This window comes from Streptomyces sp. NPDC029836 (assembly GCF_055574495.1).
The window spans coordinates 434,819-459,565 of record NZ_JBVHZI010000006.1 but is presented as its reverse complement, the minus strand read 5'-3'; the positions used below and the strand labels follow the sequence as shown (position 1 = coordinate 459,565).

Sequence of the window (24,747 nt, the reverse complement as noted above, 5' to 3'; positions counted from 1 at the left end):
GGCCGCGCGGCCCCCCCCCCCCGCCGCCGGCGCCGCGCCCCCCCCCCCCCCCCCCCCCCCCCCCCCCCCCCCCCCCCCCGCCCCCCCCCCCGACCCCACCCGCAGCCCCCACCCGCAGCCCTCACCCGCAGCCCCCACCCCCCCCGCCCGGTCAGGGCAACGGCAACGTCAGCACCGCCTCCGCCCCACCCCCCTCCGCCCGCCGGAACACCAACCGCGCCCCGATCGCCTCCGCCTGCCCCGCCGCGATCGTCAGCCCCAGCCCGTGCCCCCGCCCCCCGCTCCGGAACCGCTGCGGCCCCCCGTCCAGCAGGTACTGCGGGTACCCGTCCCCGTGGTCCCGTACCGTCACCACCGGCCCGTCCACCGTCACCACCACGGGCCCCCGCCCGTGCTTGTGCGCGTTCACGACCAGATTCCCGAGCACCCGCTCCAACCGCCGCCGATCCGTCTCGACGTGCACATCACACCGCACCACCACCTCCGTCACCCCCACCCCCACCGCCCCCCGAACCACCCTCCGTACCAACCGCTCCAACTGGTGCAGGTCCGTCTCCACGACCTCGCTCCGCGAGTCCAGCCGCGAGATCTCCAGCAAGTCCTCCGTCAGCTGCCGCATCGTCCGCACCCGCTCCCGCACCAACTCCGTCGGCCGCCCCTCCGGCAGCAACTCGGACGCCGCCTGCAACCCCGTCAACGGCGTCCGCAACTCGTGCGCGACGTCCGCCGTGAACCGCTGCTCCCGCAGCAACTTGTCCTGCAGCGTGCCCGCCATCGTGTCCAACGCCCCGGCCACCGTCGACACCTCGTCCTGCCGCCGCCCGGGATCCTTCGTGCGCGGGTCGTCGACCCGCGCGTCCAGGTCGCCGTGGCTGATGCGCCGCGCGACCGTCGCCGTCTGGTGCAGCCGCCGCGTCACCCGCGTCACCGCGAACGCCCCCACCAGCAGCGTCCCCCCGAGCGCCAGCGCCGACGAGCCGATGATCGCGTTGTCCAGCCCGCTGATCGTCCGCGCGCTCTGGCTGTAGTCGACCGCGGCGGCCAACGCCCGCCCGTCGGCCGGGGCGGCGCCCCACATCACGGCCCGCCCCTCGTAGTCGGCAACCAGCGTCCCCCGACGGCCGCTCAGCGCGAGCTCCCGCAGCTCCGGCGGCAGCCCCACCGGATCCAGCCCGGACTCCGGCGGCAGGACCTCGCCGGCCTCGTACGCCCGCGAGGCGTCGTGCAGCTTGCCGAGGGCCTTGTCCCGCGCCGTCGCCACCGTCTGGCGCGTCACCTCGACGTGCACCAGCACGCCCAGCACCGCCGCCAGCGAGCAGCACATCACCACGATGAAGCACGCCGACTTCCAGGTCAGCGTGGCCGTCCACGCGGGCAGCCGCACCCTCACCGACCCCCCGCCCCCGCCCGCGAAGGCCCGGCCGGCCCGGCCGACCCCGACGGCTTCGCCGGCACCCGTACGATCTGCTCCCGCGTCGGCAGCATCGACCGCTGCCTCTCGTCCCACGACCACGCGGTGATCAGCTCGTACCCGGGGTTCCCGCTGGGCACCCGCAGGATGACGTCCCGACCGGCCAGTTCCACGGCCACGACGGTCTCCGTGGTCGCCATGATCCGGTTGAGCCGGCCGTCCGGATCGGCGGTGTACACCCGTACGGACATCATCCGGTCGGGGAACTCGATGCCGATCACGAGCTCGTCCTTGCCGTTCCCCGTCAGGTCCCGGTAGTACGGCGCCAGCACCGGGCACTTCGCCGGGTCCGCCCCCGCCGTCCCGCAGGCCAGCACCGCGGCGGCGGTCTGCGGGTACATGCCGTCGGGGCCGACGGACTTGTTCGGGTACGCCCGCAGCTCGGCCTGGACGAGGGCCACCGGATCGACGGCGTGGACGTCCTGGTCGGCGACCGGCGCCAGCCCCGGTACGTACTCCGGCGGCGCGCCCCCCGGATCGGCCGGCGGTACGTCGGCCCCCTTGCGCTCCGGCCACAGGTGTACGGGCCCGCTCGCCGTCGGGGTCGGCCCGGCTTGCACCAGCCCGCCGGTGTCACCGCACCCCGCCGCCAACGGCAGCAGGAGCGCCGCCAGGAGCAGCGAACGGCCCCCGCGAAGCGGCGTGCGCGGCGTGCGCGGCGTGCGCGAGCGGCCCGGGGTCTCGGGAACGGCCACGGCGGCAGGGGCTCCTCTCACAAGGCGACGGCGGACGATGCCCCGCCACCTTATGCAGAGGTACGCCCCATTTGTCGATCGTCCCGACCCCCGGATCGACACCCGACCCCCCGACCGACGCCCCACCGGGGAGCCGGCCCGGAACCGGGACGGAAGCCGGAACGCGACCCGGCACCCGCCTCGGGAGCCTCCCCGGGCCGTCAGCCCCCCGACCGCCCCCGCCGCAGCATCGCGAAACCCAGCCCCGCCGCGCCGACGGCCGCGATCCCGCCGCCCGCGGCCAGCAGCAGCATGCCCTCGCCGGGCCCGTCGGCCAGGGTGTTCAGCCGCAGCGCCTCGGCCGTACCGGCGGCCCCGCCCGTACCGGCCCCGTCTGCCCCGCCCGCGCGCTGCGACGACGCGGGGACCACGTGCCCGCTACGGGTCCCGGTCTTGTGCCCGGCGGCGTCCACCGCGCGGGCGTCGTCGCCGGGACGGGTATCGCCGACCCAGGTGGTGAGCCCGCCGTCGGGCCGCAGCGAGGCGTGCAGCTCGCCGGTGCTGACGAAGCCGGTGAATCCGTCCCGGCTGGTCAAGGTGGCGACGGTGACCCCGGCGCGCAGGATGTCGGCCTGGTACGCGTCCGGCCCCAGCCGGTACACCCGGGCGATCGACCGGCCGTCCGCCAGGGCGACGCTCTTGACCGGCGTCCGCTGCGTCGAGGACGCGGCCGGCGCCGCGTCGGCGAACGGGTCCGCGGCCGCGGCGACGCAGGTCAGGGCCGGCAGGCCGACGGCGCACGCGGTCCCGACGGCGACGCGGACGAGGGTGCGGCGGCGGGCGGAGTTCACGGAATTCCTTCGGGGCAGATCGGATCCGGCCGGTACGGCGGGTCCGGGGAACCTCAAAGTAGCCGGCGGCCGTTGCGGTACGCCGGTGTTCTTGTAACAGCGAGGCTGCAGCGTCCCGACGGAGTCGTTACACAGCCGAGGGATTGCCCCGCGGCCCGTCGCCTGCTCCCATGGAAGGCGGGGGTGAGGACGATGCGGGGACTGCGAGTGCTGCCGAGCGGCCGGCCCGGCCGCGGCCGGCTGTACGTCAACGGGCCGGACGGCCGGGCGGTGGCCTGGTACGACCGCCAACCCAACCGGGTCAGCCTGCTGTCGGACGACCAACGCGAGGCGGTACTGGCGGCGTTGGGCCCGTACCTGACCGGCGACTGGACACTGGGCCCGCCCCCGGTACCCACCACCGCCGAGTTGCGCCGCCTGGTGCTCGCCCCGGACGAGGACCTGGCCCCGAACCGCCCGGGGGAGACCCTGATCGGCGAGCTGACGTACGGCTCGCCGGGCAGCCGGGCCCGGCACCGGGTGCGTCAGGACCTCCAGCTGCGGCAACGGACCGGCGCGGAGCTGGAGGCGCTGGAGGCGGCGGACTGGCGGGCCGTGCACGACGTTCCGATACCGGGGCTCGGCCTGCTGGACCACCTGCTCATCGGCCCGCCGGGGGTGTTCGCGATCCTGTCGGTCGCGGGGCGCCGACAGCGCGTGCACATCGGTGACCTGCTGCTCGCGGTGGGCCGCTCCGAACCCCGCCCGGATCCCCGGTGGATACGCGACGCGGCCGGCCGCGCGGCCCGGGTCCTGTCCGTGCCGGTCGTCCCGGCCCTCGTCGTGGCGGACGCCTCCCGCCTGGAGGTGGCCCCGACGCCGCGCGACATCCGCGTCCTCCAACTCCCGACCGCCGCCGGCGCCCTCGCGGCGGCCCCCGTCACCCTCAAACTCCCGGACGTCGAAGCCCTCTTCACCCTCGGCCGCGACCTCAGCACCTGGCGCGGCCCCCGCCGCCGGTGACGTACGCGGACCGGCCGACCGCCCGACCCGGCCGAAACCCGCGCGGCAGCCTTCAGGCTCGCGGCCCCCGCCGCGGGTGACGTACGCGGACCGGCCGACCGCCCGACCCGGCCGAAACCCGCGCGGCAGCCTTCAGCGTCGCGGCCCCCGCCGCGGGTGACGTACGCGGACCGGCCGACCGCCCGACCCGGCCGAGGCCCGCCGGGCGGCCCCGCCCGCCCCCGCCCACCCGCGTCAGGCCGAGGCCTTCTTGCGGGCGGGGGAAGCCTGCTGCGTGCCGGCCTTCGCGGTTCCGCTGCTCTTCGTGGTGGCCTTGGCGGCCGTCCGGGACGAGGCCTTCGCGGTCGTGGCGGCGGTGGTCTTCTTCGCCGCCGTCTTCTTCCCCGCCGCCGAAGTGGCCTTCTTCGCCGTCGACTTGGACCCCCCGCCCGTCCCCGAAGCCTTCGCGGACCCGGCTGTCTTGGCGGCTCCCGAGGTCGTCTTCACCGACCTCGCCGTCTTCGTGCTCCGGGCGGCCCCACCCGCCCCCGCCGCCGACTTCTTCCCGCCGACCGCCTTCGGCGCCGCGGCCGCCCGCCGCCGGATCGGCGTCACCTCGGCCGGGACCTGCCCGACGCCGGCCCCGTCGTCCGACTCCGACCGCGACTCCGACCTCGACTCCGACCCCGCGCCCGTACCGGCGGAGCCCCCCTCGCCGCGCGAGGCCTTGGCCGCCCGTACGCTCTTCTCCAGCGCCGCCATCAGGTCGATCACCTGGCCTCCGGCCGGCTCCGCCCTCGCCTCCGACGGCTCGAACGCCCCGCCCGCCTTCGCCGCGATCATCGCCTCGACGGCCTCCCGGTAGTCGTCGTGCAGCGAGGCCATCTCCACCTCCCCGAGCGTCGCCATCAACGCGTCCGCCAGGTCGAGTTCGGCCTCCCGTACCGAGACGTCCGCCTCCGGAGCAACCCCCTCCGGGACCCGGATCTCGTCCGGCCACAGCAGACCGTGCATCGCGATCACGTCGTCGACGACCCGCAGCATGCCGAGCCGCTCCCGCCCCCGCAGCGCGTACTTGGCGATCGCCACCTTCCGGCTCCGCTTCAGCGCCTCCCGCAGCAGCGTGTACGGCTTCGCGGCCGTCGGCCCGTTCGCCGCGAGGTAGTACGCGGCGTCCATCTGCAACGGATCGATCTCCTCCGCCGGGACGAACGACATGATCTCGATCGTCCGCGCGGTCGCGATCGGCAACTGCGCCAGGTCCTCGTCGGTGATCGGGATGATCGCCCCGTCCGCCTCCTCGTACCCCTTGCCGATGTCGCCGCCCGACACCTCCTCGCCGTCCAGCTCGCACACCTTGCGGTAGCGGATCCGCCCGCCGTCGGCGAGGTGGATCTGACGGAAGGAGATCGAATGGCTCTCGGTCGCGTTCACGAGCTTGATCGGGATGCTGACCAGGCCGAAGGAGATGGCCCCGTTCCAAATGGATCGCACGGTTCCTCCTGATTCGTGGCAATCTCATCGTATGACGCCGATCACCATGGTGGAGGGGCGTCGCATCGCGCTCAGCAACCTGGACAAGGTCCTGTACCCGCGGACCGGGTTCACCAAGGGCGAGGTGCTGCACTACTACGCCACCGTCGCGGACTCCCTCCTTCCGCACGTCCGCGACCGTCCCGTCTCCTTCCTGCGCTATCCCGACGGTCCCGACGGACAGCGGTTCTTCACGAAGAACCCGCCGCCCGGCACACCCGACTGGGTGCGCACCGCCCGCGTCCCGCGCTCCGAGGACGAATCCGCCGAACAGGTGATCGTCGACGACCTGCCCACCCTCATGTGGGCGGCCAACCTGGTCGTCGAGCTCCACACCCCCCAGTGGCGCGCCGACCGGCCCGCCGTCGCCGACCGGATCGTCCTCGACCTGGACCCCGGACCCCCCGCCGACGTCGTCGCGTGCTGCGCCGCCGCCCTCTGGCTGCGCGAACGCCTCGCCGCCGACGGCCTGCACGCCTACGCCAAGACCTCGGGCTCCAAGGGCCTCCACCTGGCCGTCGCCCTGGAGCCGACCCCCTCCGAGCAGGTGTCCGCGTACGCCAAGGGCCTCGCGCAGGAGGCCGAACGGGCCCTCCCCGACCTGGTGGTGCACCGGATGGCCAAGGCGCTGCGCCCCGGCAAGGTCTTCGTCGACCACAGCCAGAACGCCGCCGCCAAGACCACGGCCGCCCCCTACACGCTGCGCGCCCGGGAGCTGCCGACCGTCTCGGCGCCCGTCTCCTGGGAGGAGGTCGCCGCCTGCCGGACCGGCTCCGACCTGGTGTTCCTCGCCGACGACATCCCGCCCCGGCTCGCCCTCGACGGAGACCTCCTCGCCCCACTGCTCGATCCCGCGCAGGCCGGGAGGCTGCCGTGACGGCGCCCGCCGGACCCGTACGGGTCGCGCTCGCCGCCGCCGTACGGACCCTGCCGCGCGGGGCGGGCCTCGCGTACGAGCCGAAGTTCGACGGGCACCGCATGGTCGTCGTGCGCACGACCGCGGGCGTGCTGCTCCAGGCCCGATCCGGCCGGAACGTGACCGCGGCCTTCCCCGATCTGGCAGCCGCCGCCCGCCTGCTGCCCGCCGGAACCGTCCTGGACGGGGAGGTCGTCGTCTGGCACGCGGGCCGCACCGACTTCGCGCTCGTCCAGCGCCGCGCGGCGGCCCCCACGGCCGCCCGGGCCGCGGTGCTCGCGCAGAGCCTGCCCGCCTCGTACGCGGCCTTCGACGTACTGGAACTGGCCGGGCTCGACGTGCGCGGCCGCCCGTACGAACGCCGTCGAGCCCTCCTCGTCGACCTGCTGCTCCCGCTCGGGCCGCCGCTCCAACCGGTGCCGATGACCACCGATCCGGAGCTGGCCCAGACCTGGTACGAAACCCTGCCGGCCAGCGGCATCGAGGGCCTGGTCGTCAAACGGCTGGACCAGGCGTACCCCGCCGGCCGACGCGCCTGGCGCAAGCTCCGGCACACCGACGTACGGGACGCGGCGGCCGTCGGCTACACCGGCACCCCGGCCCGCCCGGTGGCCCTGGTACTGGTCCTGCCGGGGGAGGAGGACGGGGCGCCGCTGGTGTCGAGCCCGCTGGCGGCCGGACCGCGTACGGAACTGGCGGCCGCGATCGCCGCCCGCGCCCGGACCGCGCCGGCCGGGGGCACGGTCACCGCCATCGGGCTCGGCGAGGTGCCGTACCGCCCGCTCGACCCGCCGCTGGCCGCCGAGGTCCGCCACAGCTCGGCCCGCCACCCGCCCCCCGAGGTGCTCCGGCTCCGGACGGACCTCTGACCCGCGCGGGAGGCGCGGGTCAGAGGGCGGGGCGTCGGGGGTCGGGACGGACGGGGAGGACGGGGCGGGGTCGGGACGTCGGGCGCGGGACGTCGGACTTGCGACGTCAGGCGTGTGACGTCAGGCGTGCGACATCGGGCGTGCGGACGTCAGGCGTGTGCGCCGCGTCCGGAGTCCGGCGGGGCGCCGGGCTGGACGTGCGGGTGGGGACCCTCGACGTGCCCGTACCCGGACTCCCGCTCGGCGCGGGCCTCGTCCTGGTGGCTGTGGGTGGTGGAGCCGAAGTTGCCGTAGCCCTGCATTTCGTGCGGTCGCAGGCCGCCTTCCGGGATCTCCACGGACTCCCGTTCCTCACGGACCTCGTAGACCGCCCCGCCCTCGGGCAGGTGCGGCTGGCTCTCGGCGCTGGGGGGTGCCGGTTCCTGGTTCCGGACCCGCTTGCCCAGGATGAAACCGCCGAGCAGGAAGCCGACCACGATGATCCCGACGAGCAGGAACCATGCGATGTCGCTCAGCGCCGTGTTCAGCGCGAGGGTGTTCAGGCTCGTGTTCATACATCCTATTTTCCCCGCATTTGTTCCGAATTCACGCGGGTGGTGCGAGCAATCCGCGAACGTCTCCGCCGACCCGACGCCCCGCAACACCCCCGACGGCGTACGGACCGCCCCGCCGGACCCCCTGCCCCGCCCGCGCGGGCAGCATGGGCCGTACGGGTGACGCGTCCCCCGCCGCCCACAGCCCAGGCCCCCGCGGCGGGCAGGCTCCGCCCCTCAGGCCAACCAACTCCGCCGAGCGGAGCAGCCCCGTCCCGCCCGCCCGCAGCCCCCGCCCCGCACGCCCGCGGCAGGCGCCCGGCACCCCCACCGCCACCCGCCGGCAGGCCCCGGCGGCCGGTCAGCGCAGCGGGCCGTCGGAGTCCCGCAGCCCCCGCGCGCCGCGCCCACCCAGCACGCCGAGGATCTCGGCACAGATGGCCAGGGCCGTCTCGGCCGGGGTCTTGGCGCCGAGGTCCAGACCGATCGGGCCGTGCACCAGCGCCAGCCCCTCCTCACCGACCCCCGCCGCGATCAGCCCCTCCCGCCGCCGGGCGGTCGTCCGCCGCGAGCCGAGGGCGCCCACGTACGGGATCCCGAGCGTCAGGGCCGTCTTCAGGGTCGGCACGTCGAAGTCCGGCTCGTGACTGAGCAGCACCAGACAGGCGGCGTCCCGGTGGTCGCCGAGCACCTTCGCCGCCTCGGCGGCGGTGTGCACGGTCACCGACTCCCAGCCCAGCAGCGCCGCCTGCTTCCCGATGACCTCGGCGAGCTCCCCGCCCCCGCCGATCACCACGTGCGGCGCGGACGGGTACGCCTCGACGAGCACCAGCCCCGACCCCCCGTACAGCGCGTCACGCCCCGGCCGCCGGGTCCCCAGCAGCTCCCCGGCCCGCCGCTCGGCATCGTCGGCCGGCGTCCCGCCCACCCGTACGACCCGGCTCACCGCGTTCTCCGCGCTCTCGTCCAGCCGCGTCACGAGGGCCACGCCGGCGCCCGTCCCGAGCAGCTCCCACCACTCGGCCGGGATCTCCGTCAGCGGCTGGAGCAGCACCTCGGCCTGCCCGCCGCACGTCAACCGGGCCTCCACGGCCTCGCCCGCGCCCACCGACACCTCGCACACCCGGGCGCTGCGCCCCGGCGCCATCGCCCCCGCCTCGGCGACGAGTTCGGCGTCGAACACCCCGCGGTACAGCGCCCCGACGCACTCCCCGCGCGCGTCCACGAGCACCGCCCCGGACGGATCCCGAGGCCCGAACCCCTGCTCGGTCACCGGCCGCGCCAGGAACCCGGCCCGCCCCTCGGACACCCACTGCCGCGCCGTCTCCGCCAGCTCACGCATGCTCGTCGCCCCATCCTCTACGCGCTCCGTACCCGCAAAGTGCCAGGTCAACGACACAAGGCGGCCTCGCCGACCACCCTACGCACGCCCCCACCCGCACCCCACCCCCCGAATCCCACAGACCCCACCCCACCCCCTCGTACGGACCACCGGAACCCCGCCCCCGGCCCGTACCGCTTGAACGGTGGCGACGAAACACGCACACGCGCAGGGCACTTCGGGAACACGGCGGCCACGCCCGCACGTCTCCTACGGAACGGGCCGCCGCCGGTCCCGGGTTGTCCGGCCCGCGAGCAGGGCATCTTGTGGGGGCGCGGTCCGACTGTTCCCATGGACGGGGCGGCGCGACGGGTCAGGGGGCGGTGTGGGGCGACTGAAGGTGTCTCGGTGGCGCAGGTCCGGTCACGACCGGCTGTACGTGAACCTGCCGGACGGCGCCGCCGTCGCCTGGGCCGACTGCCGGACGGGCCGGGTGACGGTCCTCGCCGAGGAACACCGCGAGGAGGCACTCGCCCTGCTCGGACGGCACCTGGCGGAGCTCCCGGAGCCGCCCGCACCGCAGCCCGCGGCCGATCCCCGCCGCCCCGAGCCCGCCCCGCCGCCCCTGGCCCCGCCGGCCCGCACCCCGCCGGCCCCCGCCCCGCAGCCCCCCGCCCGACCCGCGCCCGCCTCCCGCGGCGGTCGCACCGGTACCCGGAGCCTGCCGCCGCTGAGGGCGCCCGACGACCTCGCGCTCAACCGGCCGGGCTCCGGCATACAGGAGATGCTCCGCTCGAAGGGCCCGAGCCGTTTCCGACGCACCCTGGACCGGCTCCTGCGGCGCGAGACCGAATGGGACCCCTGGTTCAAGGGACTGGCCGGCGAGCGCATCGCCGGGGCCGAACTCGACCGCCTCAGGTCCCAGGGCTGGAAGGTCCTGCACTCGATCCCCCTCACCCGGGGCGGGGACATCGACCACCTGCTCGTCGGACCGGGAGGGGTCTTCACCGTCAACACCAAGAACTTCGGCGGAAAGTCGATCTGGGTGGGCGACGACGTGGTCAAGGTCGACCACGGGCCGGCGCACCCCTACCCGGCCCGGAGCCGGGCCGAGGCGGCGCTCGCCCGTGGCGTCCTGGAGCGGCACTGCCCGTTCCCCGTGGAGGTGGAGCCGGTCCTCGTCTTCGTGGGGGCGCGGGAGATCCCGAGGGCGGCCGGCCGGTCCCGGGTCCGGGTGTACCGGGAAAGGGAGGTCGCCGCCCTCGGTCCCCTCACCGGACGGCTCGCCCCTGAACAGGTCGACCTCGTGTACGCGGTCGCCCGCCACCGAAGGGCCTGGCTCGCCGCCTGACCCGGGGCCCCGCCACCCCCGGCGTACGGACCCGGCGGGGCGGACGGCCGGGCCTGCCGGCCCCGCCCCCGAGGTGCGCGGGCGCGCGAGGCGTGCGCAGCATGGGCGTACGCGCACCGCCGGCCGATGGCGGGGAGCCGCTGCGCACCGAGAAAGCAGGCGAGCCATGGGCCCGGCCGTTCCCCAGGACCCTGAGGGACTGAAGCAGCTCATCGCCGGCGAGGTGGCATCCCTACGGACCGCGGCGGCCCGGCGCGCCGGAGTACGCCGCGAGCCCCCCGCCCCGGACCCCCGGGCGCCGACCGCCGACCGGGAGTGCCCGTGCGGCGGCAGCGACGCACGCGGCCACGGCTGCGGCGACGCGGCGCAGGGGCACGACCCCTGGGCCTGCGTCTGCGCCACCCTGCCCGCGATCCCGGTGTCGGCCGCCCTGCTCGCGCCCGTCACCGACGACCGCGGCCGCACCGTCGACTTCCGCGTCCGCGCGGGCAACCACGTCCGTTCCTCCGCCTGGCTCGACGCCCCCGACCGGCTCGTCGGCGAACGCCTCGGCGACGTACGACCAGGCGCCGAGGGCGCGGGCCTGCTCGACGCCCTGCGCGAGGTCCTGCGTACGGGTCGCGCCCTCAAGGCCCACCCCGTCGACTACACCGAATGGCGCCCCGACGGGCTCCACCGCACGAAGCTGCTCTACGACGCCGCCTCCTGCTGCGGCCAGGTCCTCGCCACGTGGCGCCCCGCGCACCAGCCCACCGAAGTGCTGTCCCTGGAGGCGCAGCACATCGCCGGCATGGGCTGGGCCTACTTCGACCTGCTGTCCGGCGCCGCGACCTGGTCCGACGGCCTCGCGGCGATCTTCCGTACCGAACCCGGCCGCCCGATGACGCTCACCGACCTGTGCGACACCGTGCCGCCCGGTGACGTCCCCGCGTTCGGACGACTGCTGCGGGCCCTGTTCGACGGCGAGGAGCCACCGGGCCAGGACATCCGCTTCAACGTGCGCGGCGACATCCGTACGCTGCACGTCCTCGGCCGGCCGGTGATCGACGAGGACTCCGTGCCCTGGGCGTTCCACCTCATCGCACGCGACCTCACCACGCAGGTCCGCTCCCGCACCCGGCTCGCGCAGACCCGCCGCGAAGGCGAACGGCTCCGCCAGCAGGTCGCCGCCGAACGCCGCGTGGCCTCCGCCTTGCGGGAGGCGCTCCTGCCGACCCACTCGACGGAGCTCGCCGGCCTGGGGTACGCGGTGGCCGCGGCCTACCTGCCCGCGGAACCGCACGCCGCGATCGGCGGCGACTGGTACAAGTGCCGGGCCCTGCCGGACGGCCGGATCCTGCTCGCCGTCGGCGACGCCTGCGGCCACGGCCTGGGAGCCGTCGCCCGGATGGCGCAGCAGCGCCACGCCCTCGCCGGCCTCGCCCACGCGCCGGGCACGGACGCCGCGGACCTGACCACCTGGCTCAACGAACTGCTCTGCGCCGACCCGTCGGCGCAGACGGCGACCGCCGTCATCGGACACATCGACGCCGAGCGCCGCCTCACCTGGGCCTGCGCCGGCCACCCCCCGCCCCTCCTGCTCCGTGGCACCGAAGCCACCGTGCTGGACACCTCGCACCGCGGCCCGCTCCTGGGCATGCTGCCGGGGGGCCGCTACGAGACCGCCGACCTGCCGCTGACCACGGGCGACCTCGTCCTCCTCTACACGGACGGCCTCGTCGAGCGCCGGGGCGAGGACATCACGGACAGCATCGCGCAACTCCGCCACCGCCTGTCCACCTGCGCGGGCCTCGGCGCCCGCGCCACCCTGGACTCCCTGATGACCTGGTACGAGGAAGACCAACTGGCGGACGACACCTGCCTGCTAGCGGTGGAGGTCCTGCCCCCCACCTGACCCCGTACCAGCGGCCCCAGCAAGCGAGTTGACCCCCACAAACACGAAGACCCCGTCTCAGCGTGACCGCTGATGGCGGGGTCTTGGGCACTTCCTGCGAAGTGCCTGCGCACACGGCTCCGGAGGCCGGACCACGCCGAGGTGTTTGCCCAGGTCAGATGTGTACCTGATGAGTTGCAGGTCTGTCGTCCCGCGTATATCCCACGACTCGGAAATATCTGAATATCGCTGAATGTGCATGGTGTGGGCCGCAGTGGGTTGAGGCGCCGGCGCACGGATCCTTCCCCTCCGCCTCGGCGGGGCTGCCGGTGAGAGCGCCAGAAGCGAGCTAGGGTCTAAGTAAGATTCAATCTACGTAATATCGAACCTACGTTTGCTGAATGCCAGGAATGGGCGCTGATGGAGTTCAAGGGCAGGTCTGCCGACCTGGATCAGCTGGCTCGGCAGCTGGGCCTGGTGGTCAGCGGTACGGGCGCCACGCGTGGTCAGGCCGTGACCGTGACGGGCCGGCGCCGGGTGGGCAAGTCTCGTCTGGTCCAGGAGTTCTGCGACCGTTCCGGGCTTCCGTACGTGGTCTTCCAGGCGACCGGGGGACGCAACGCGGTGGCCGAGCGGGCGGACTTCGCCTCGACGCTGGCGCATTCCCCTCTTCCCGGGGCCGAGCTGGTGGCCGGGCTGCAGGCCTCCGACTGGAACCAGGCGCTGCGTTCCCTGGCGGTCGCGATTCCGGACGATGTCCCGAGCATTGCGGTGCTCGACGAGGTGCCGTGGCTGGTGGAGCAGGACGGGGAGTTCGAGGGGGCGCTGCAGACGGTCTGGGACCGGCACCTGTCCGCCAAGCCCGTCCTGCTGATCCTGGTCGGCAGTGACATGTCGGTGATGGAGGCGCTGCAGTCCTATGGCCGCCCGTTCTTCGGCCGGGCGTCCAAGATGACCGTACGGCCGCTGCATCTGGCCGATGTGCAGGCGATGACCGGTCTGGACGCGGCGGAAGCGGTGGACGCGCTGCTGATCACCGGAGGGTTCCCGGAAATCGTTCAGTCCTGGCGGCCGGGGATGGGCCGCCGAGACTTTCTGCGCGAGACCGTGTCCAACCCGCTTGCCCCGCTGTTGGTGGCGGGCGAGCTGTCGCTGCTGGGGGAGTTTCCCGAGGCGTCCCACTCGCGCGCGATCCTGGAAGCGGTCGGCAGTGGCGAGCGGACCTTCTCCACCATTGCCGCGCAAGCCGGTGGTGCCGGCGCACTGCCCTCGGGCACGTTGTCTCCGCTGCTGAACACGCTGCTTGCCAAGCGAGTCCTGGCCGCTGACCTGCCGCTCTCGATCAAGGCGGACAGCAAGAACAAGCGCTATCGCATCGCTGATCCGTACCTGCGGTTCTGGCTTGCTTTCCTGCAACGCGGGATCCCGCTCATCGAGCGCGGTCGTGGTGATCTGGCGCTGGAGCGCATCGAGCGGTCGTGGACGACATGGCGGGGCCGGGCCGTGGAGCCGGTCGTCCGCGAGTCGCTGCTGCGGCTGCTGCCCGACGAGATGTGGCCGCAGACGGAGGCGGTCGGGGGCTGGTGGAACCGGCAGAACAACCCGGAGATCGACCTGATCGGAGCCGACCGCGAACCCGTGGCAGGGCAGGTCCATTTCATCGGCTCGGTGAAGTGGCTGGAGTCGCAGCCGTTCGGCCGACGTGAGTACGACGCCCTGGTACGAGACGTGCTCGCTGTGCCCGGCGCCGAGCGGGACACGGCGCTGGTGGCAGTGTCCCGCTGTGGCGTTGAGGACGATCTGCCCCTTGCGGCGCATTGGGGTCCGGAGGACCTTGTTCGCGCCTGGCAGTAGTCAGGGAAACCGCGAGGTGGTGACGGCGGCCGGTTCACCCCCGCGGGGTGACCGGACGGCGCTAGCCTGGCCGGGTGAATGCGCGTACCGCCCTCGCGAAATGGCTGGGCACCCTGGATCCCGAGCGGCTGACCGCATTGCTGGAGGAGCGGGATCTGCCGCTCGCCGCCGGGTACCGACGGATCACCACCGTCCGCGAGCTCGCCGAACACTTGCTCACCGACGAGTCGGTGGGCCAGGGCCTGCTGGCGGGCACCGCCGGAGAACTGGAATTGCTCGCTTCCATCGCCGCCCTTGCTCTGGAGCGGCACGGCCCCGCAGCCGGTGGGGAGGACGAGGATGGGCCCCGATACCCCTGGCAACAGCGGAAGCCCGTGCCCCCGGTGGAACCCGCGGACCGATTGGTGCCCGAGCGGGACGTACTGTCCTGGTTCGAGCCGGGGGAGAAGCGGCAGCGGGCGGAACACACACTCACCCAACTGCGGGAGCGCGCGTTGTTGCTCCCCGCGCCCAAGGGCCGACTGGCGCTCCCACCACTGCTGCACGTCCGCGCCGCCGGGTTCGACGGTTACGGGCGTACAGCCGACCGGCTGCTGACCACCGCTTACAACGCCCCCGAGGTCAAGCGGATCGCCGCAAACCTCCTCGGCGAGGGCGCAGCACGTACCCGCGACCAGGCCCAGGAGCTGATCACCGCCCTGCTCGCCGACCCCGCCCGGGTGCGGGCACTGGTGGCGGATGCCCCTGCCCGGGCGCTGGAGCTGCTGGACCACCTGGTACCCGGCCCGCCGCTGCTGCGTACCCACTGCTTCGCCGGCCGGTACGGGGAGCAGCACGCGGGACCGGACTCCAAGTACGTCTTCCGGGAGGGCGGCAGCGGTGACGAGGGCACCGACTGGCTGGCCGCGCGCGGACTACTGGTTCCCGTCGGTCTCGACCTGGTGGAGCTTCCCTACGAGGTCGCCCGTGCGCTCCGCGATGGGGGCGCGGCACCCAGCCCCCGACTGGAACCAGAGCCGTTCACCGCCACCGCGCCGCTGCCGTCCGGCTGGGAGGGCGAGGGTGGCACGGCCGCCGCGGCGGCCGCCTGGCGGGCCGAACTGGTACTGCGGGCGCTGGCCGCCGAGCCGGTCGCGATTCGCAAGGCGGGCGGGATCGCCGTACGGGACACCCGGCGGCTGGCCAAGGCGGCCGGGGCCGATGAGGCCGGCACCCGGCTGTGGCTGGACCTCGCGGTGAACGCCGGACTGGCCGCGCCCCGGGACGACGAACCGGCCCCCGCTTTCCGCGGCCGCCGGAACCCGAAGGCCCCCAAACCCTGCGCCCGGCTGTTGCCGAGCGACCGCTACGATGCCTGGGCCGCCGCTCCGCCCGCGGGCAAACTGCTGCCGCTCCTGGCAGCCTGGGCCGTGGTCCCCGCAGTTCTCAGCCACTGGCCGGACCCCGACGAGACCCCGGTCGCGCTCATCAGCCCGCAGGACGAGGACGCCGTGACCCTCCGCGCGGGGGTCCTACGAGCGCTCGCCCTCCTCCCCGACGGACACGGGCTGACCGCGAACGCGCGCGGATACACCGAACTGCTCGCCCTGGCCGCATGGTTCCAGCCCGCCCTGCGCACTCACCTGGCCGCAGACGCCACGGGGGAGCTGACCGGCCTGGACGGAGTCCTCGACCGCATGGCGGCCACCCTGACAGAGGCGGCCCTGCTCGGCGTGGTCGCCCACGGCGCGCTCACCCCCGTCGGCCGGTCCCTGTGCCGCCTGCTGGAGGCGGGCGCCGCACACCACTACCCGGCAGTGCCTGGCGCGGGCGCCGACCCGTCCGCCCGCGGCTCGGAGGGCTTGGACGAGGGTCTTTCCCTCCGTCCCGCCCTGGCGAAGGCGGTGACCACCCTCCGCGAGGAGCTGTACGCAGCGCTGCCCGAGCCCAGCGACAAAGCCCGGTTCCAGAGCGACCTGACCGCCACCGTCACCGGGGCGCCCGCACCCGCCCTCGCCGACCTGCTCTCCACCGTCGGGGACATCGAGTCCGAGGGCCACGCGGTGGTCTGGCGCATCACGGCAACCTCCGTCCGCCGGGCCCTGGACGCCGGCTGGAGCGCGGACGAACTCCTCGACCGCCTCACGGCGGCAAGCGAGCGCGACATCCCCCTCCCCCAACCACTGGCCTACACGATCAAGGACACCGCCCGCACCCACGGACAACTCAAGGTGGTCCGCGCGGCCTGCTGCATTCGCTCCGACGACATCGCCCTGATCGCCGAGGTGGACCAGGCCCGCGGCCTGGCCAAACTCCGACTCCGCCGGATCGCCCCCACGGTCCTGATCTCCACAGCCCCGCCGGAGGAGACGCTGTCAGCCCTCCGCACGGCCGGCTACGCCCCCACCCAGGAAGCCGAAACGGGCACCACACTCCTCGACCGCGCCCCTACCGACCGCGCCCCGACCCTCATGCCGACCCTGGACCACGCTCACGCTGCCTACGGTGAACCGGGTCGCGGCGCCCCCGCGAGCGCCCGCCTACTGGCCGCCACCCTTACTGCGGCCGGCTAGGAGGCGCGCGTCAGACGTCGCCTTCGGTGCCCACGTCTGGCGCACAAGGCACCGGGGCGACAAGGGTGGGGACGGGTGCGATCAGTGCTGACCATGGCCGTTCAGGGGGCTCGCCGCGTCCGTTGTCCCAGCTGGGGCAGCCGGTACTCAGGAGGCTGGGGGCGTGTCGCGTACCCGGCCCATTGCTCTCCGGGTTGTGGAGACCTGGGCGCCCAGGTGCGCGGTGCGGGCAGAGCGAGCGCTGCCCGCACGTGCTTACCCATCGCGGGAGTGGGGTCCAGTTCCAAAGCGTTCAGAAGGAGCGGCATGGCTGATGAATGGAATTGCGGTGACGAAGTTCGGTACGTCACCTGGCAGAAGCCGTCAGCTTCGAATACGACACTCCGACAGTTGTCCGGCCCCTCCCGATCCGACAGCCACACCAGCCGGTCTCCAGCGACCAGGCGCTCTCGACCCATGAGTAGGCGGTTGTGGGCGGTTCCCTCGCGGTCGAGGAACGGTAGGGCATCATGATCGCCGGCCCGCAGCCGGTGGACGGCGGGCAGCGACCCCCACGTGCCAATACCGGTCACGACTTGCTGGCAATGGTGGATCGCTCTCTTGGCAACATCCGGGGAGACGCGGAAGAACTCCCGGTTGGCGGAGACCCTGTGACCCGCCAGGAGGCGGTGCACTGCGCGCTCGACCTCGGGGGCCTGGGCGGTCGTGACCCTGAAGAGCACCTGGAATGGGTAGGGAACCGACGTGTCCGAGAGGGCTCTCGCCCGGTCTTGCCTGCTCCAGTGACATGTAGGAGGGAGTCCCGATGCCGACGCCGGTCTTGGTGAGGGCTCCGTTGCTGTCCCGGTCGGTCAGGACTGGCGCGCGGCGGGGGACGGGGCGGATGTCAGAGCGCTTGCCGACGAGATCGGGTCCTCGTTGGTTCGGGCGATCAAGGAAGCCGCCGCTGATGACTTCGGCCGGGTGAGGAATGAGCGCGCTCTGGCCCTCAGCTGGTACGCCTTCTCGCTCGAATATCTGGAGGCGCGGTGGGTACAGGTCGCGGCGAAGACCCGGAGCGAGACCAACGATGCTCTGTGCTCGATCACCGAGGCCATGTTCCGAAGGACGCGAGGCCGGCCGGATGACGAGTTGGTGCGGCGGGCAGTCGCGGCTGCCGCGACGCAGCGGCGCAAGCGGATGACGTTCGTGAACGCGGTGGGGTACGCGATCGAGCTAGGTCAGCTCCGTGCCGATCCGCTGGCCAACATCAGCTGGCGCATCACCGAAACCGTTCAGCAGGTCGATCCCCCGGGTGGTCGTCAATCCCGTGCAGGCCCGGAACCCGCTCTGTGCGGTCTCCTACGTCGGTGGTTACAGGCGGGCGCGGGGGCGGAGGCTGGTCGGCCTCTTCGCCGGGATGTACTACGGGGGGCTGCGGCCGGCCGAAGCTGTGGCGGTTACGTTGCCGGACTGCGAACTGTCGACAGAGGGGTGGGGCAGCGTGGTCCTTCAGGCCACCCGCCCCTCCGTCGGCAAGAGGTGGACCGACAGCGGACAGAATCACGACCTGCGCGGCTTGAAGAGCCGACCGCCGGGAGGCACGCGTACGGTGCCACTCCCGCACGAACTCGTCAGCCTGTGGCGGGAGAGCGTCGACACCCTCGGCACCGCGGACGACGGTCGGCTGTTCTTGAACGAGGAGGGCGGCATCGTGGGATCCCCCACCTACGACCGTGCCTGGCACGAGGCCCGCGAACTCGCGCTTTCGCCGGGCCTGGTGGCATCCACCTTCGCCGCCCGCCCCTACGACCTGCGGCACTCGGCCCTGTCCACCCGGCTGAACGCCGGCGTCGATCTCACCGAAGTCGCCGAACGGGTTGGGAACAGCGTAGAGGTCCTCATAACCCGGTATGCGAAGTGCCTTTAGGGGCGCCAGGCCCTCGCGAACAAACGCATCGACGCGCTTCTGGACGAGTACAACTGAAGGTCCGTCATGATTCTCACGGAGAATCAAGCGGTCCGCGTAGGCCTTTTGCGTCCCACGCATCTCCCGCGCGAGCCGGTTTCACGAGGTCGGGCACGCCCGATCCCGTCGACGTGTCGAGGTGAAAGCGCAGGTCGGGGACGCGTGAGGGGCAAGGTGCTGAAAGGTGCAACGGTCACACAGGCCGTGTGTCTTTTGGCATGAACAAGAAAGCCTCTGACTTGCATTTCTGCAGGTCAGAGGCTTCTTTAGCACTCCTTGCGAAGTGCCCCCGGCAGGATTCGAACCTGCGCACACGGCTCCGGAGGCCGTTGCTCTATCCCCTGAGCTACGGGGGCGTGTCGTTCGCTTTGCGGCGACGGGTTGAACACTACCAGCATCCCCGGGGTGATCAGGAACGGTTTCGGGTGGGAGGGGGAGGTCCGTTGTCCGGAGGGGGTGGAAGTGGCGAAAACCCGGACGCGGGGGCTTAGGGCAACCTACTCTCGAGTTGTGCCAGGCGCCTCGGGCCGGGTGCTTGTTGTCGACGACAACAAGGTCATCCGGCAGCTGATCAAGGTCAATCTCGAGCTGGAGGGCTTCGAGGTCGTGACCGCGAACGATGGTGTCGAGTGCCTGGACATCGTCCACCGGGTGAACCCCGACGCGATCACCCTCGATGTGGTCATGCCCCGCCTGGACGGGTTCGGCGCCGCCGCGCAGTTGCGGGCCGATCCGCGGACACGGCATCTGCCCGTCGCCATCGTGAGCGCCTGCACGCAGTACGAGGTCGAGGCCGGGATCGCCGCCGGGGTCGACGCGTTCGTCGCCAAGCCCTTCGAGCCCGCCGAGCTGGTCCGCGTCGTACGGCGGCTCGTCGAGCGCCGGGACCGGCGCGAGCGGAAGGAGACTCCGGCCGGGAGAGGGCGGGGCTGAGACCCCTGCTCGGCTCATCGTCCACTCGTCCTCCACTCGTCCTCCGCCCCGCCGTCCCGTCGCCGTTCCCGGCCCCCTGTTCACATGCCGAAACCCGATGCATGCCCCTCGGGCTTCTCCCCTAGGCTGGGTGTCGTGATCCCCGCCGACCTCTCTCATGCCGTCGTACGCGCCGTGCGCCGTGCCGTCGAGGACGGGGAGCTGGGCGGGACCGTGCCCGCGCGGGTCGTCGTCGAGCGGACCCGGCCCGGGGGTGTGGGGGACTACGCCTCGCCCGTCGCCTTCCAGGTCGCCAAGGGCGCCGGCGCCGCTCCGGCCCACGTCGCACGCGTCCTCGCCGGCCGGCTCGCCGCCGAGCCCGGCATCGAGAACGTCGAGGTCACCGGCGCCGGGTTCCTCAACTTCACCCTCGCCACCCGCTCCGCCGCCGCCCTCGTACGGGACGTCAGGGCGCGCGGCACCCGGTACGGGTACGCCCCCGACGGCGAGCTGCGCGCCCGCGTCGTCGGCGACGCCGTCGCCCGGATCCGCCGGAGCCAGGCGGCCGCCCCCGACGGCGCCCCGAGCACGGCGGGGAACCGGACCGCCCCCGTCGCCCGCCGCGACGGCGACGTCGTCGCCGGGTACGGGACGGACGCCGCCGCCTGGGCCATGCTCGGCGTCCCGGCGCGCGAGACCCCCTCGTTCACCGCCGGACTCCTCGTACAGGACGAGTCCAGCGAGCTCTTCCGCGTCCGGTACGCCCACGCCCGCGCCCGCGCGCTCCACCGCAACGCCGCCGACCTCGGATACCGGTCCGAGCCGGGCGACGTCGACGCGCCCGCCCTGCTGGCCGCCCTCGCCGAATACCCCCTCGTCCTCGAAGCCGCCGCGCACCACCGGGCGCCCGAGCGACTCGTGCGGCACCTCGTCACCGTCGCCGACGCGCTGCTCGACTTCCAGTACGACGTCCTGCCCCGGGGAGACGAGAAACCCTCGGCCGCCCACCGTGCCCGGCTGGCACTCGCCGAAGCCGCCGGGACGGTGCTGGCCGGTGGCCTCGCCCTGCTCGGCCTGGACGCCCCCGACTTCCTGTGACCCGCGAAGAGAGATTCCGATGAGCCGTTCCGCGCACCCCGCCGGGCCCCGCCACGCCGACGTCCTGCCCGAAGGGCACTACGCGCCGCCGCCCGCCGACCTGAACAAGCTGGACGAGAAGGTCTGGGCCCGCACCGTCACCCGCGACGACCACGGCGTCGCCCGCGTCGGCGGCATCGAAGTGACCCGGCTCGCCGAGGAGTTCGGCACCCCCGCCTACTTCCTCGACGAGGAGGACTTCCGTGCCCGCTGCCGCGCCTGGGCGAACGCCTTCGGCAAGGACGCCGACGTCTTCTACGCGGGCAAGGCGTTCCTGTCCAAGGCCGTCGTGAAGTGGCTGCGCGAAGAGGGCCTGAACCTGGACGTCTGCTCCGGCGGCGAACTGTCCACGGCGCTGGCCGGCGGGATGCCCGCCGAGCGGATCGCCTACCACGGCAACAACAAGTCCGAGGCGGAGATCCGCCGGGCCGTCGAGGTCGGGGTCGGGCGCATCGTCCTCGACTCCTTCCAGGAGATCGCCCGCGTCGCGCACGTCGCCCGTGAGCTGGGCGTACGCCAGCCCGTGCAGATCCGCGTCACCGTCGGCGTCGAGGCGCACACCCACGAGTTCATCGCGACCGCCCACGAGGACCAGAAGTTCGGCATCGCCGTCGCCGACGGCAGCGCCGCCGAGGCCGTCCGCCGGGCGCTGGGCCACGACAGCCTCGACCTGCTCGGCGTGCACTCCCACATCGGCTCGCAGATCTTCGACATGGCCGGCTTCGAGGTCTCCGCCAAGCGGGTGATCCGGTTGCTGGCCGCCGTACGCGACGAGCACGGCGTCGAGCTCCCCGAGATCGACCTCGGTGGCGGCCTGGGCATCGCCTACACCTCCGCCGACGACCCGTGCGAGCCGCAGGAGATCGCCAAGGCGCTCACCGAGATCGTCGCCCGCGAATGCGAGAGCGCGGGCCTGCGGGCGCCGCGGATCTCCGTCGAGCCGGGCCGGGCCATCGTCGGCCCCACCGCTTTCACCCTTTACGAGGTCGGCACCATCAAGCCCCTCGAAGGGCTGCGGACGTACGTCAGCGTCGACGGTGGCATGTCCGACAACATCCGCACCGCGCTCTACGACGCCGAATACTCGGTCAATCTCGTCTCCCGCGTATCGGACGCCGAGCCCATGCTCGTCCGTGTCGTCGGCAAGCACTGCGAGAGCGGTGACATCGTGGTCAAGGACGCGTTCCTGCCGGCCGACCTGGCGCCGGGCGACCTGCTCGCCGTGCCGGCCACCGGTGCCTACTGCAGGTCCATGGCCAGCAACTACAACCACGCGCTCCGCCCGCCGGTCGTCGCCGTGCGCGACGGGCAGGCGCGGGTGATCGTCCGCCGCGAGACGGAGGAAGATCTCCTGCGTCTCGACCTCGGATGACCCTCATGTTTCTGGGGGAAGCCCTCAGATCCTGAAAATGGGTGTCTCACTCAATGGACCGAGGATGGAAACTGATGTCCATTGAGTGAGACTGGTTCACACCTGGCGCGCAAACCGCTCGCCGGGAATGCAGGAAGATCGAAAGGCGTAGGTCGAATGATGCGTACGCGTCCGCTGAAGGTGGCGCTGCTGGGCTGTGGAGTGGTCGGCTCAGAGGTGGCGCGCATCATGACGACGCACGCCGACGACCTGACGGCCAGGATCGGCGCGCCGGTCGAGCTCGCCGGTGTCGCCGTGCGCCGCCCCTCCAAGGTCCGTGAGGGGATCGACCCCGCTCTCGTCACCACCGACGCGACCGCCCTGCTCAAACGGGGCGACATCGACGTGGTCATCGAGGTCATCGGTGGCATCGAGCCCGCCCGCACCCTGATCACCACCGCCTTCGAGAACGGCGCGTCCGTCGTGTCGGCGAACAAGGCGCTGCTCGCCCAGGACGGCGCCGCGCTGCACGCCGCAGCCGACGCGGCCGGGCTGGACCTCTACTACGAGGCCGCCGTCGCCGGCGCCATCCCGCTGGTCCGCCCGATGCGCGAGTCGCTCGCCGGCGACAAGATCAACCGGGTGATGGGCATCGTGAACGGCACGACGAACTTCATCCTCGACAAGATGGACTCGACGGGCGCCGGCTACCAGGAAGCGCTGGACGAGGCCACCGCCCTCGGATACGCGGAAGCCGATCCCACCGCCGACGTCGAAGGCTTCGACGCCGCCGCCAAGGCGGCGATCCTGGCCGGCATCGCCTTCCACACCCGGGTCCGTCTCGACGACGTGTACCGCGAGGGCATGACCGAGGTCAGCGCCGCGGACTTCGCCTCCGCCAAGCGCATGGGCTGCACCATCAAGCTCCTCGCCATCCTGGAGCGCGCCGCCGACGGCCTGTCGGTCACGGCCCGCGTGCACCCGGCGATGATCCCGCTGACCCACCCGCTGGCTTCCGTCCGCGAGGCGTACAACGCCGTCTTCGTCGAGGCGGAGGCCGCCGGGCGGCTCATGTTCTACGGTCCGGGCGCCGGTGGCGCGCCGACCGCGTCCGCGGTCCTCGGCGACCTCGTCGCGGTCTGCCGCAACAAGCTCACGGAAGCGACGGGGCCCGGCGAGTCGGCGTACACCCAGCTGCCGGTCAGCACCATGGGCGACGTCGTCACCCGCTACCACATCAGCCTCGACGTGGCGGACAAGCCGGGCGTCCTCGCCCAGGTGGCGACGACCTTCGCGGAGCACGGCGTGTCGATCGACACGGTACGACAGCAAGGACGTCCGGACGGGGTCGGCAACGAAGCCTCCCTCGTGGTCGTCACCCACCGCGCGCACGACGCCGCCCTCTCGGGGACCGTCGAGGCGCTGCGGAAGCTGGACACCGTACGAGGTGTCGCCAGCATCATGCGCGTTGAAGGGGAGTAAGGACCCATGAGCAGCAACCGAACCCACCAGTGGCGCGGAATCATCGAGGAGTACCGGGACCGCCTGCCGGTCACGGCCACGACCCCCGTGGTCACCCTCCGCGAGGGCGGCACGCCCCTCGTCCCCGCCCAGCTGCTGTCCGAGCGCACGGGTTGTGAGGTCCACCTGAAGGTGGAGGGTGCGAACCCCACCGGGTCCTTCAAGGACCGCGGCATGACCATGGCGATCACCAGGGCGAAGGAAGAGGGCGCCAAGGCCGTCATCTGCGCCTCCACGGGCAACACCTCCGCCTCGGCCGCCGCGTACGCGGTGCGCGCCGGCATGGTGTCCGCGGTGCTCGTGCCCCGCGGCAAGATCGCGCTGGGGAAGATGGGTCAGGCCCTGGTGCACGGCGCCAAGATCCTGCAGGTCGACGGCAACTTCGACGACTGCCTGGACCTGGCCCGCGCGCTGTCCGACAACTACCCGGTGGCGCTGGTCAATTCCGTCAACCCGGTGCGCATCGAGGGCCAGAAGACGGCCGCGTTCGAGATCGTGGACGCGCTCGGCGACGCCCCCGACATCCACGTGCTGCCCGTCGGCAACGCCGGCAACATCACCGCGTACTGGAAGGGCTTCAAGGAGTACAAGGCCGACGGCCCGGCCTCCCGTACGCCCCGCGTGTGGGGTTTCCAGGCCTCGGGCTCCGCGCCGATCGTGCGCGGCGAGGTCGTCAAGGAGCCGCACACCATCGCCACCGCGATCCGGATCGGCAACCCGGCTTCCTGGGACTACGCGCTCGCCGCGCGGGACGAGTCCGGCGGGTTCATCGACGAGGTGACGGACCGCCAGATCCTGGCCGCCTACCGGCTGTTGGCCGCGCAGGAGGGGGTCTTTGTCGAGCCCGCGTCGGCCGCGTCCGTGGCGGGCCTGCTCAAGGCCGTCGACGCCGGTCTGGTCGACCCGGGCCAGAAGATCGTGTGCACCGTCACCGGCAACGGCCTGAAGGACCCCGACTGGGCGGTTGCCGGCGCCCCGCAGCCGGTCACCATTCCGGTGGACGCGGAGGCCGCGGCCGTCCGTCTCGGCCTGATCTGACCCGAGCTCCCGCTCGACGCCCCGTTGCCGGATTCCGGAAAGCTTCCGGAATCCGGCAACT

At 73.1% G+C, this 24,747-nt stretch carries 19 protein-coding genes, 1 tRNA gene and 1 pseudogene; 13 read left to right on the top strand and 8 right to left on the bottom strand.

The window, feature by feature from the left end; genetic code table 11:
• Nucleotides 1-151: 151 nt before the first annotated feature.
• From ACZ4XJ_RS20740 to ACZ4XJ_RS20730, 3 genes are all read right to left on the bottom strand, one after another.
• Nucleotides 152-1,390: an ATP-binding protein gene (locus ACZ4XJ_RS20740; RefSeq protein WP_468496966.1), complete on the bottom strand. Its 1,239-nt coding sequence runs from the start codon at nt 1,388-1,390 to the stop codon at nt 152-154.
• Nucleotides 1,387-2,166: a hypothetical protein gene (locus tag ACZ4XJ_RS20735; protein ID WP_468496965.1), complete on the bottom strand. Its 780-nt coding sequence runs from the start codon at nt 2,164-2,166 to the stop codon at nt 1,387-1,389. Before ACZ4XJ_RS20735 ends, ACZ4XJ_RS20740 begins: the two co-directional genes overlap by 4 nt.
• A 200-nt stretch (nt 2,167-2,366) precedes the next feature.
• Nucleotides 2,367-2,996 (bottom strand): hypothetical protein, encoded by a 630-nt coding sequence (locus ACZ4XJ_RS20730; protein ID WP_468496964.1) that lies wholly within the window; start codon nt 2,994-2,996, stop codon nt 2,367-2,369.
• A gap of 192 nt (nt 2,997-3,188) precedes the next feature.
• Between ACZ4XJ_RS20730 and ACZ4XJ_RS20725 the strand changes: the two genes are divergently transcribed.
• Entirely contained in the window at nt 3,189-3,998 is an 810-nt protein-coding gene (locus tag ACZ4XJ_RS20725) for a nuclease-related domain-containing protein (protein WP_468496963.1), read from the top strand.
• A gap of 234 nt (nt 3,999-4,232) precedes the next feature.
• Here the strand turns inward: ACZ4XJ_RS20725 and ku are convergent, their stop codons facing one another.
• Entirely contained in the window at nt 4,233-5,471 is a 1,239-nt protein-coding gene (ku, locus tag ACZ4XJ_RS20720; protein WP_468496962.1) for a non-homologous end joining protein Ku, read from the bottom strand.
• Nucleotides 5,472-5,502: 31 nt separating this feature from the next.
• On the opposite strand from ku, the gene ligD reads away from it, so the two are divergent.
• On the top strand, nt 5,503-6,387 hold the full coding sequence (gene ligD, locus ACZ4XJ_RS20715) for a non-homologous end-joining DNA ligase (RefSeq protein WP_383986696.1): 885 nt from the start codon (nt 5,503-5,505) through the stop codon (nt 6,385-6,387).
• Entirely contained in the window at nt 6,384-7,295 is a 912-nt protein-coding gene (locus ACZ4XJ_RS20710; protein WP_468496961.1) for an ATP-dependent DNA ligase, read from the top strand. The genes ligD and ACZ4XJ_RS20710 overlap by 4 nt, the downstream gene beginning before the upstream one ends.
• A 149-nt stretch (nt 7,296-7,444) precedes the next feature.
• Here the strand turns inward: ACZ4XJ_RS20710 and ACZ4XJ_RS20705 are convergent, their stop codons facing one another.
• Nucleotides 7,445-7,849 carry a DUF6479 family protein gene (locus ACZ4XJ_RS20705; RefSeq protein ID WP_362876974.1) on the bottom strand — a complete coding sequence of 135 codons (405 nt, stop codon included), beginning with the start codon at nt 7,847-7,849 and terminating at the stop codon, nt 7,445-7,447.
• A 340-nt stretch (nt 7,850-8,189) separates the two neighbouring features.
• Nucleotides 8,190-9,170, bottom strand: a complete 981-nt coding sequence (locus ACZ4XJ_RS20700) for an XdhC family protein (protein ID WP_468496960.1) — start codon at nt 9,168-9,170, stop codon at nt 8,190-8,192.
• A gap of 364 nt (nt 9,171-9,534) precedes the next feature.
• Here ACZ4XJ_RS20700 and ACZ4XJ_RS20695 point away from each other — a divergent pair, with 364 nt between their 5' ends.
• The 4 genes from ACZ4XJ_RS20695 to ACZ4XJ_RS20680 all read left to right on the top strand — a co-directional run bounded on the left by ACZ4XJ_RS20695 (nt 9,535) and on the right by ACZ4XJ_RS20680 (nt 16,779).
• Nucleotides 9,535-10,500 (top strand): nuclease-related domain-containing protein, encoded by a 966-nt coding sequence (locus ACZ4XJ_RS20695; RefSeq protein WP_468496959.1) that lies wholly within the window; start codon nt 9,535-9,537, stop codon nt 10,498-10,500.
• A 166-nt stretch (nt 10,501-10,666) separates the two neighbouring features.
• Nucleotides 10,667-12,394, top strand: coding sequence for a PP2C family protein-serine/threonine phosphatase (locus ACZ4XJ_RS20690; protein WP_468496958.1), 1,728 nt, complete (start codon nt 10,667-10,669; stop codon nt 12,392-12,394).
• Between the two features lie 399 nt (nt 12,395-12,793).
• On the top strand, nt 12,794-14,227 hold the full coding sequence (locus tag ACZ4XJ_RS20685) for an ATP-binding protein (RefSeq protein WP_468496957.1): 1,434 nt from the start codon (nt 12,794-12,796) through the stop codon (nt 14,225-14,227).
• Between the two features lie 74 nt (nt 14,228-14,301).
• Nucleotides 14,302-16,779: a helicase-associated domain-containing protein gene (locus ACZ4XJ_RS20680; RefSeq protein ID WP_468496956.1), complete on the top strand. Its 2,478-nt coding sequence runs from the start codon at nt 14,302-14,304 to the stop codon at nt 16,777-16,779.
• Between the two features lie 101 nt (nt 16,780-16,880).
• Here ACZ4XJ_RS20680 and ACZ4XJ_RS20675 read toward each other — a convergent pair.
• Nucleotides 16,881-17,540, bottom strand: a pseudogene (locus ACZ4XJ_RS20675) (GIY-YIG nuclease family protein); the annotation flags it as partial.
• A 533-nt stretch (nt 17,541-18,073) separates the two neighbouring features.
• Between ACZ4XJ_RS20675 and ACZ4XJ_RS20670 the strand changes: the two are divergent.
• Nucleotides 18,074-18,688: a hypothetical protein gene (locus tag ACZ4XJ_RS20670; RefSeq protein ID WP_468496955.1), complete on the top strand. Its 615-nt coding sequence runs from the start codon at nt 18,074-18,076 to the stop codon at nt 18,686-18,688.
• Nucleotides 18,689-19,011: 323 nt separating this feature from the next.
• On the opposite strand, the gene ACZ4XJ_RS20665 is transcribed toward ACZ4XJ_RS20670, so the two are convergent.
• Nucleotides 19,012-19,083, bottom strand: a tRNA-Arg gene (locus ACZ4XJ_RS20665).
• Between the two features lie 106 nt (nt 19,084-19,189).
• Here ACZ4XJ_RS20665 and ACZ4XJ_RS20660 point away from each other — a divergent pair.
• The 5 genes from ACZ4XJ_RS20660 (at nt 19,190) to thrC (ending at nt 24,686) form a co-directional block, all read left to right on the top strand.
• Nucleotides 19,190-19,660, top strand: coding sequence for a response regulator (locus tag ACZ4XJ_RS20660; protein ID WP_362876965.1), 471 nt, complete (start codon nt 19,190-19,192; stop codon nt 19,658-19,660).
• Between the two features lie 135 nt (nt 19,661-19,795).
• Nucleotides 19,796-20,737: an ArgS-related anticodon-binding protein NrtL gene (nrtL, locus tag ACZ4XJ_RS20655; protein WP_468496954.1), complete on the top strand. Its 942-nt coding sequence runs from the start codon at nt 19,796-19,798 to the stop codon at nt 20,735-20,737.
• Nucleotides 20,738-20,756: 19 nt separating this feature from the next.
• The gene (lysA, locus tag ACZ4XJ_RS20650) at nt 20,757-22,148 is read left to right on the top strand and encodes a diaminopimelate decarboxylase (RefSeq protein ID WP_362876963.1); all 1,392 of its coding nucleotides are present in this window, start codon (nt 20,757-20,759) and stop codon (nt 22,146-22,148) included.
• 156 nt (nt 22,149-22,304) lie between these two features.
• On the top strand, nt 22,305-23,609 hold the full coding sequence (locus tag ACZ4XJ_RS20645) for a homoserine dehydrogenase (protein WP_362876962.1): 1,305 nt from the start codon (nt 22,305-22,307) through the stop codon (nt 23,607-23,609).
• A 6-nt stretch (nt 23,610-23,615) separates the two neighbouring features.
• On the top strand, nt 23,616-24,686 hold the full coding sequence (gene thrC / locus ACZ4XJ_RS20640; protein WP_362876961.1) for a threonine synthase: 1,071 nt from the start codon (nt 23,616-23,618) through the stop codon (nt 24,684-24,686).
• The last annotated feature ends 61 nt before the right edge of the window (nt 24,687-24,747 follow it).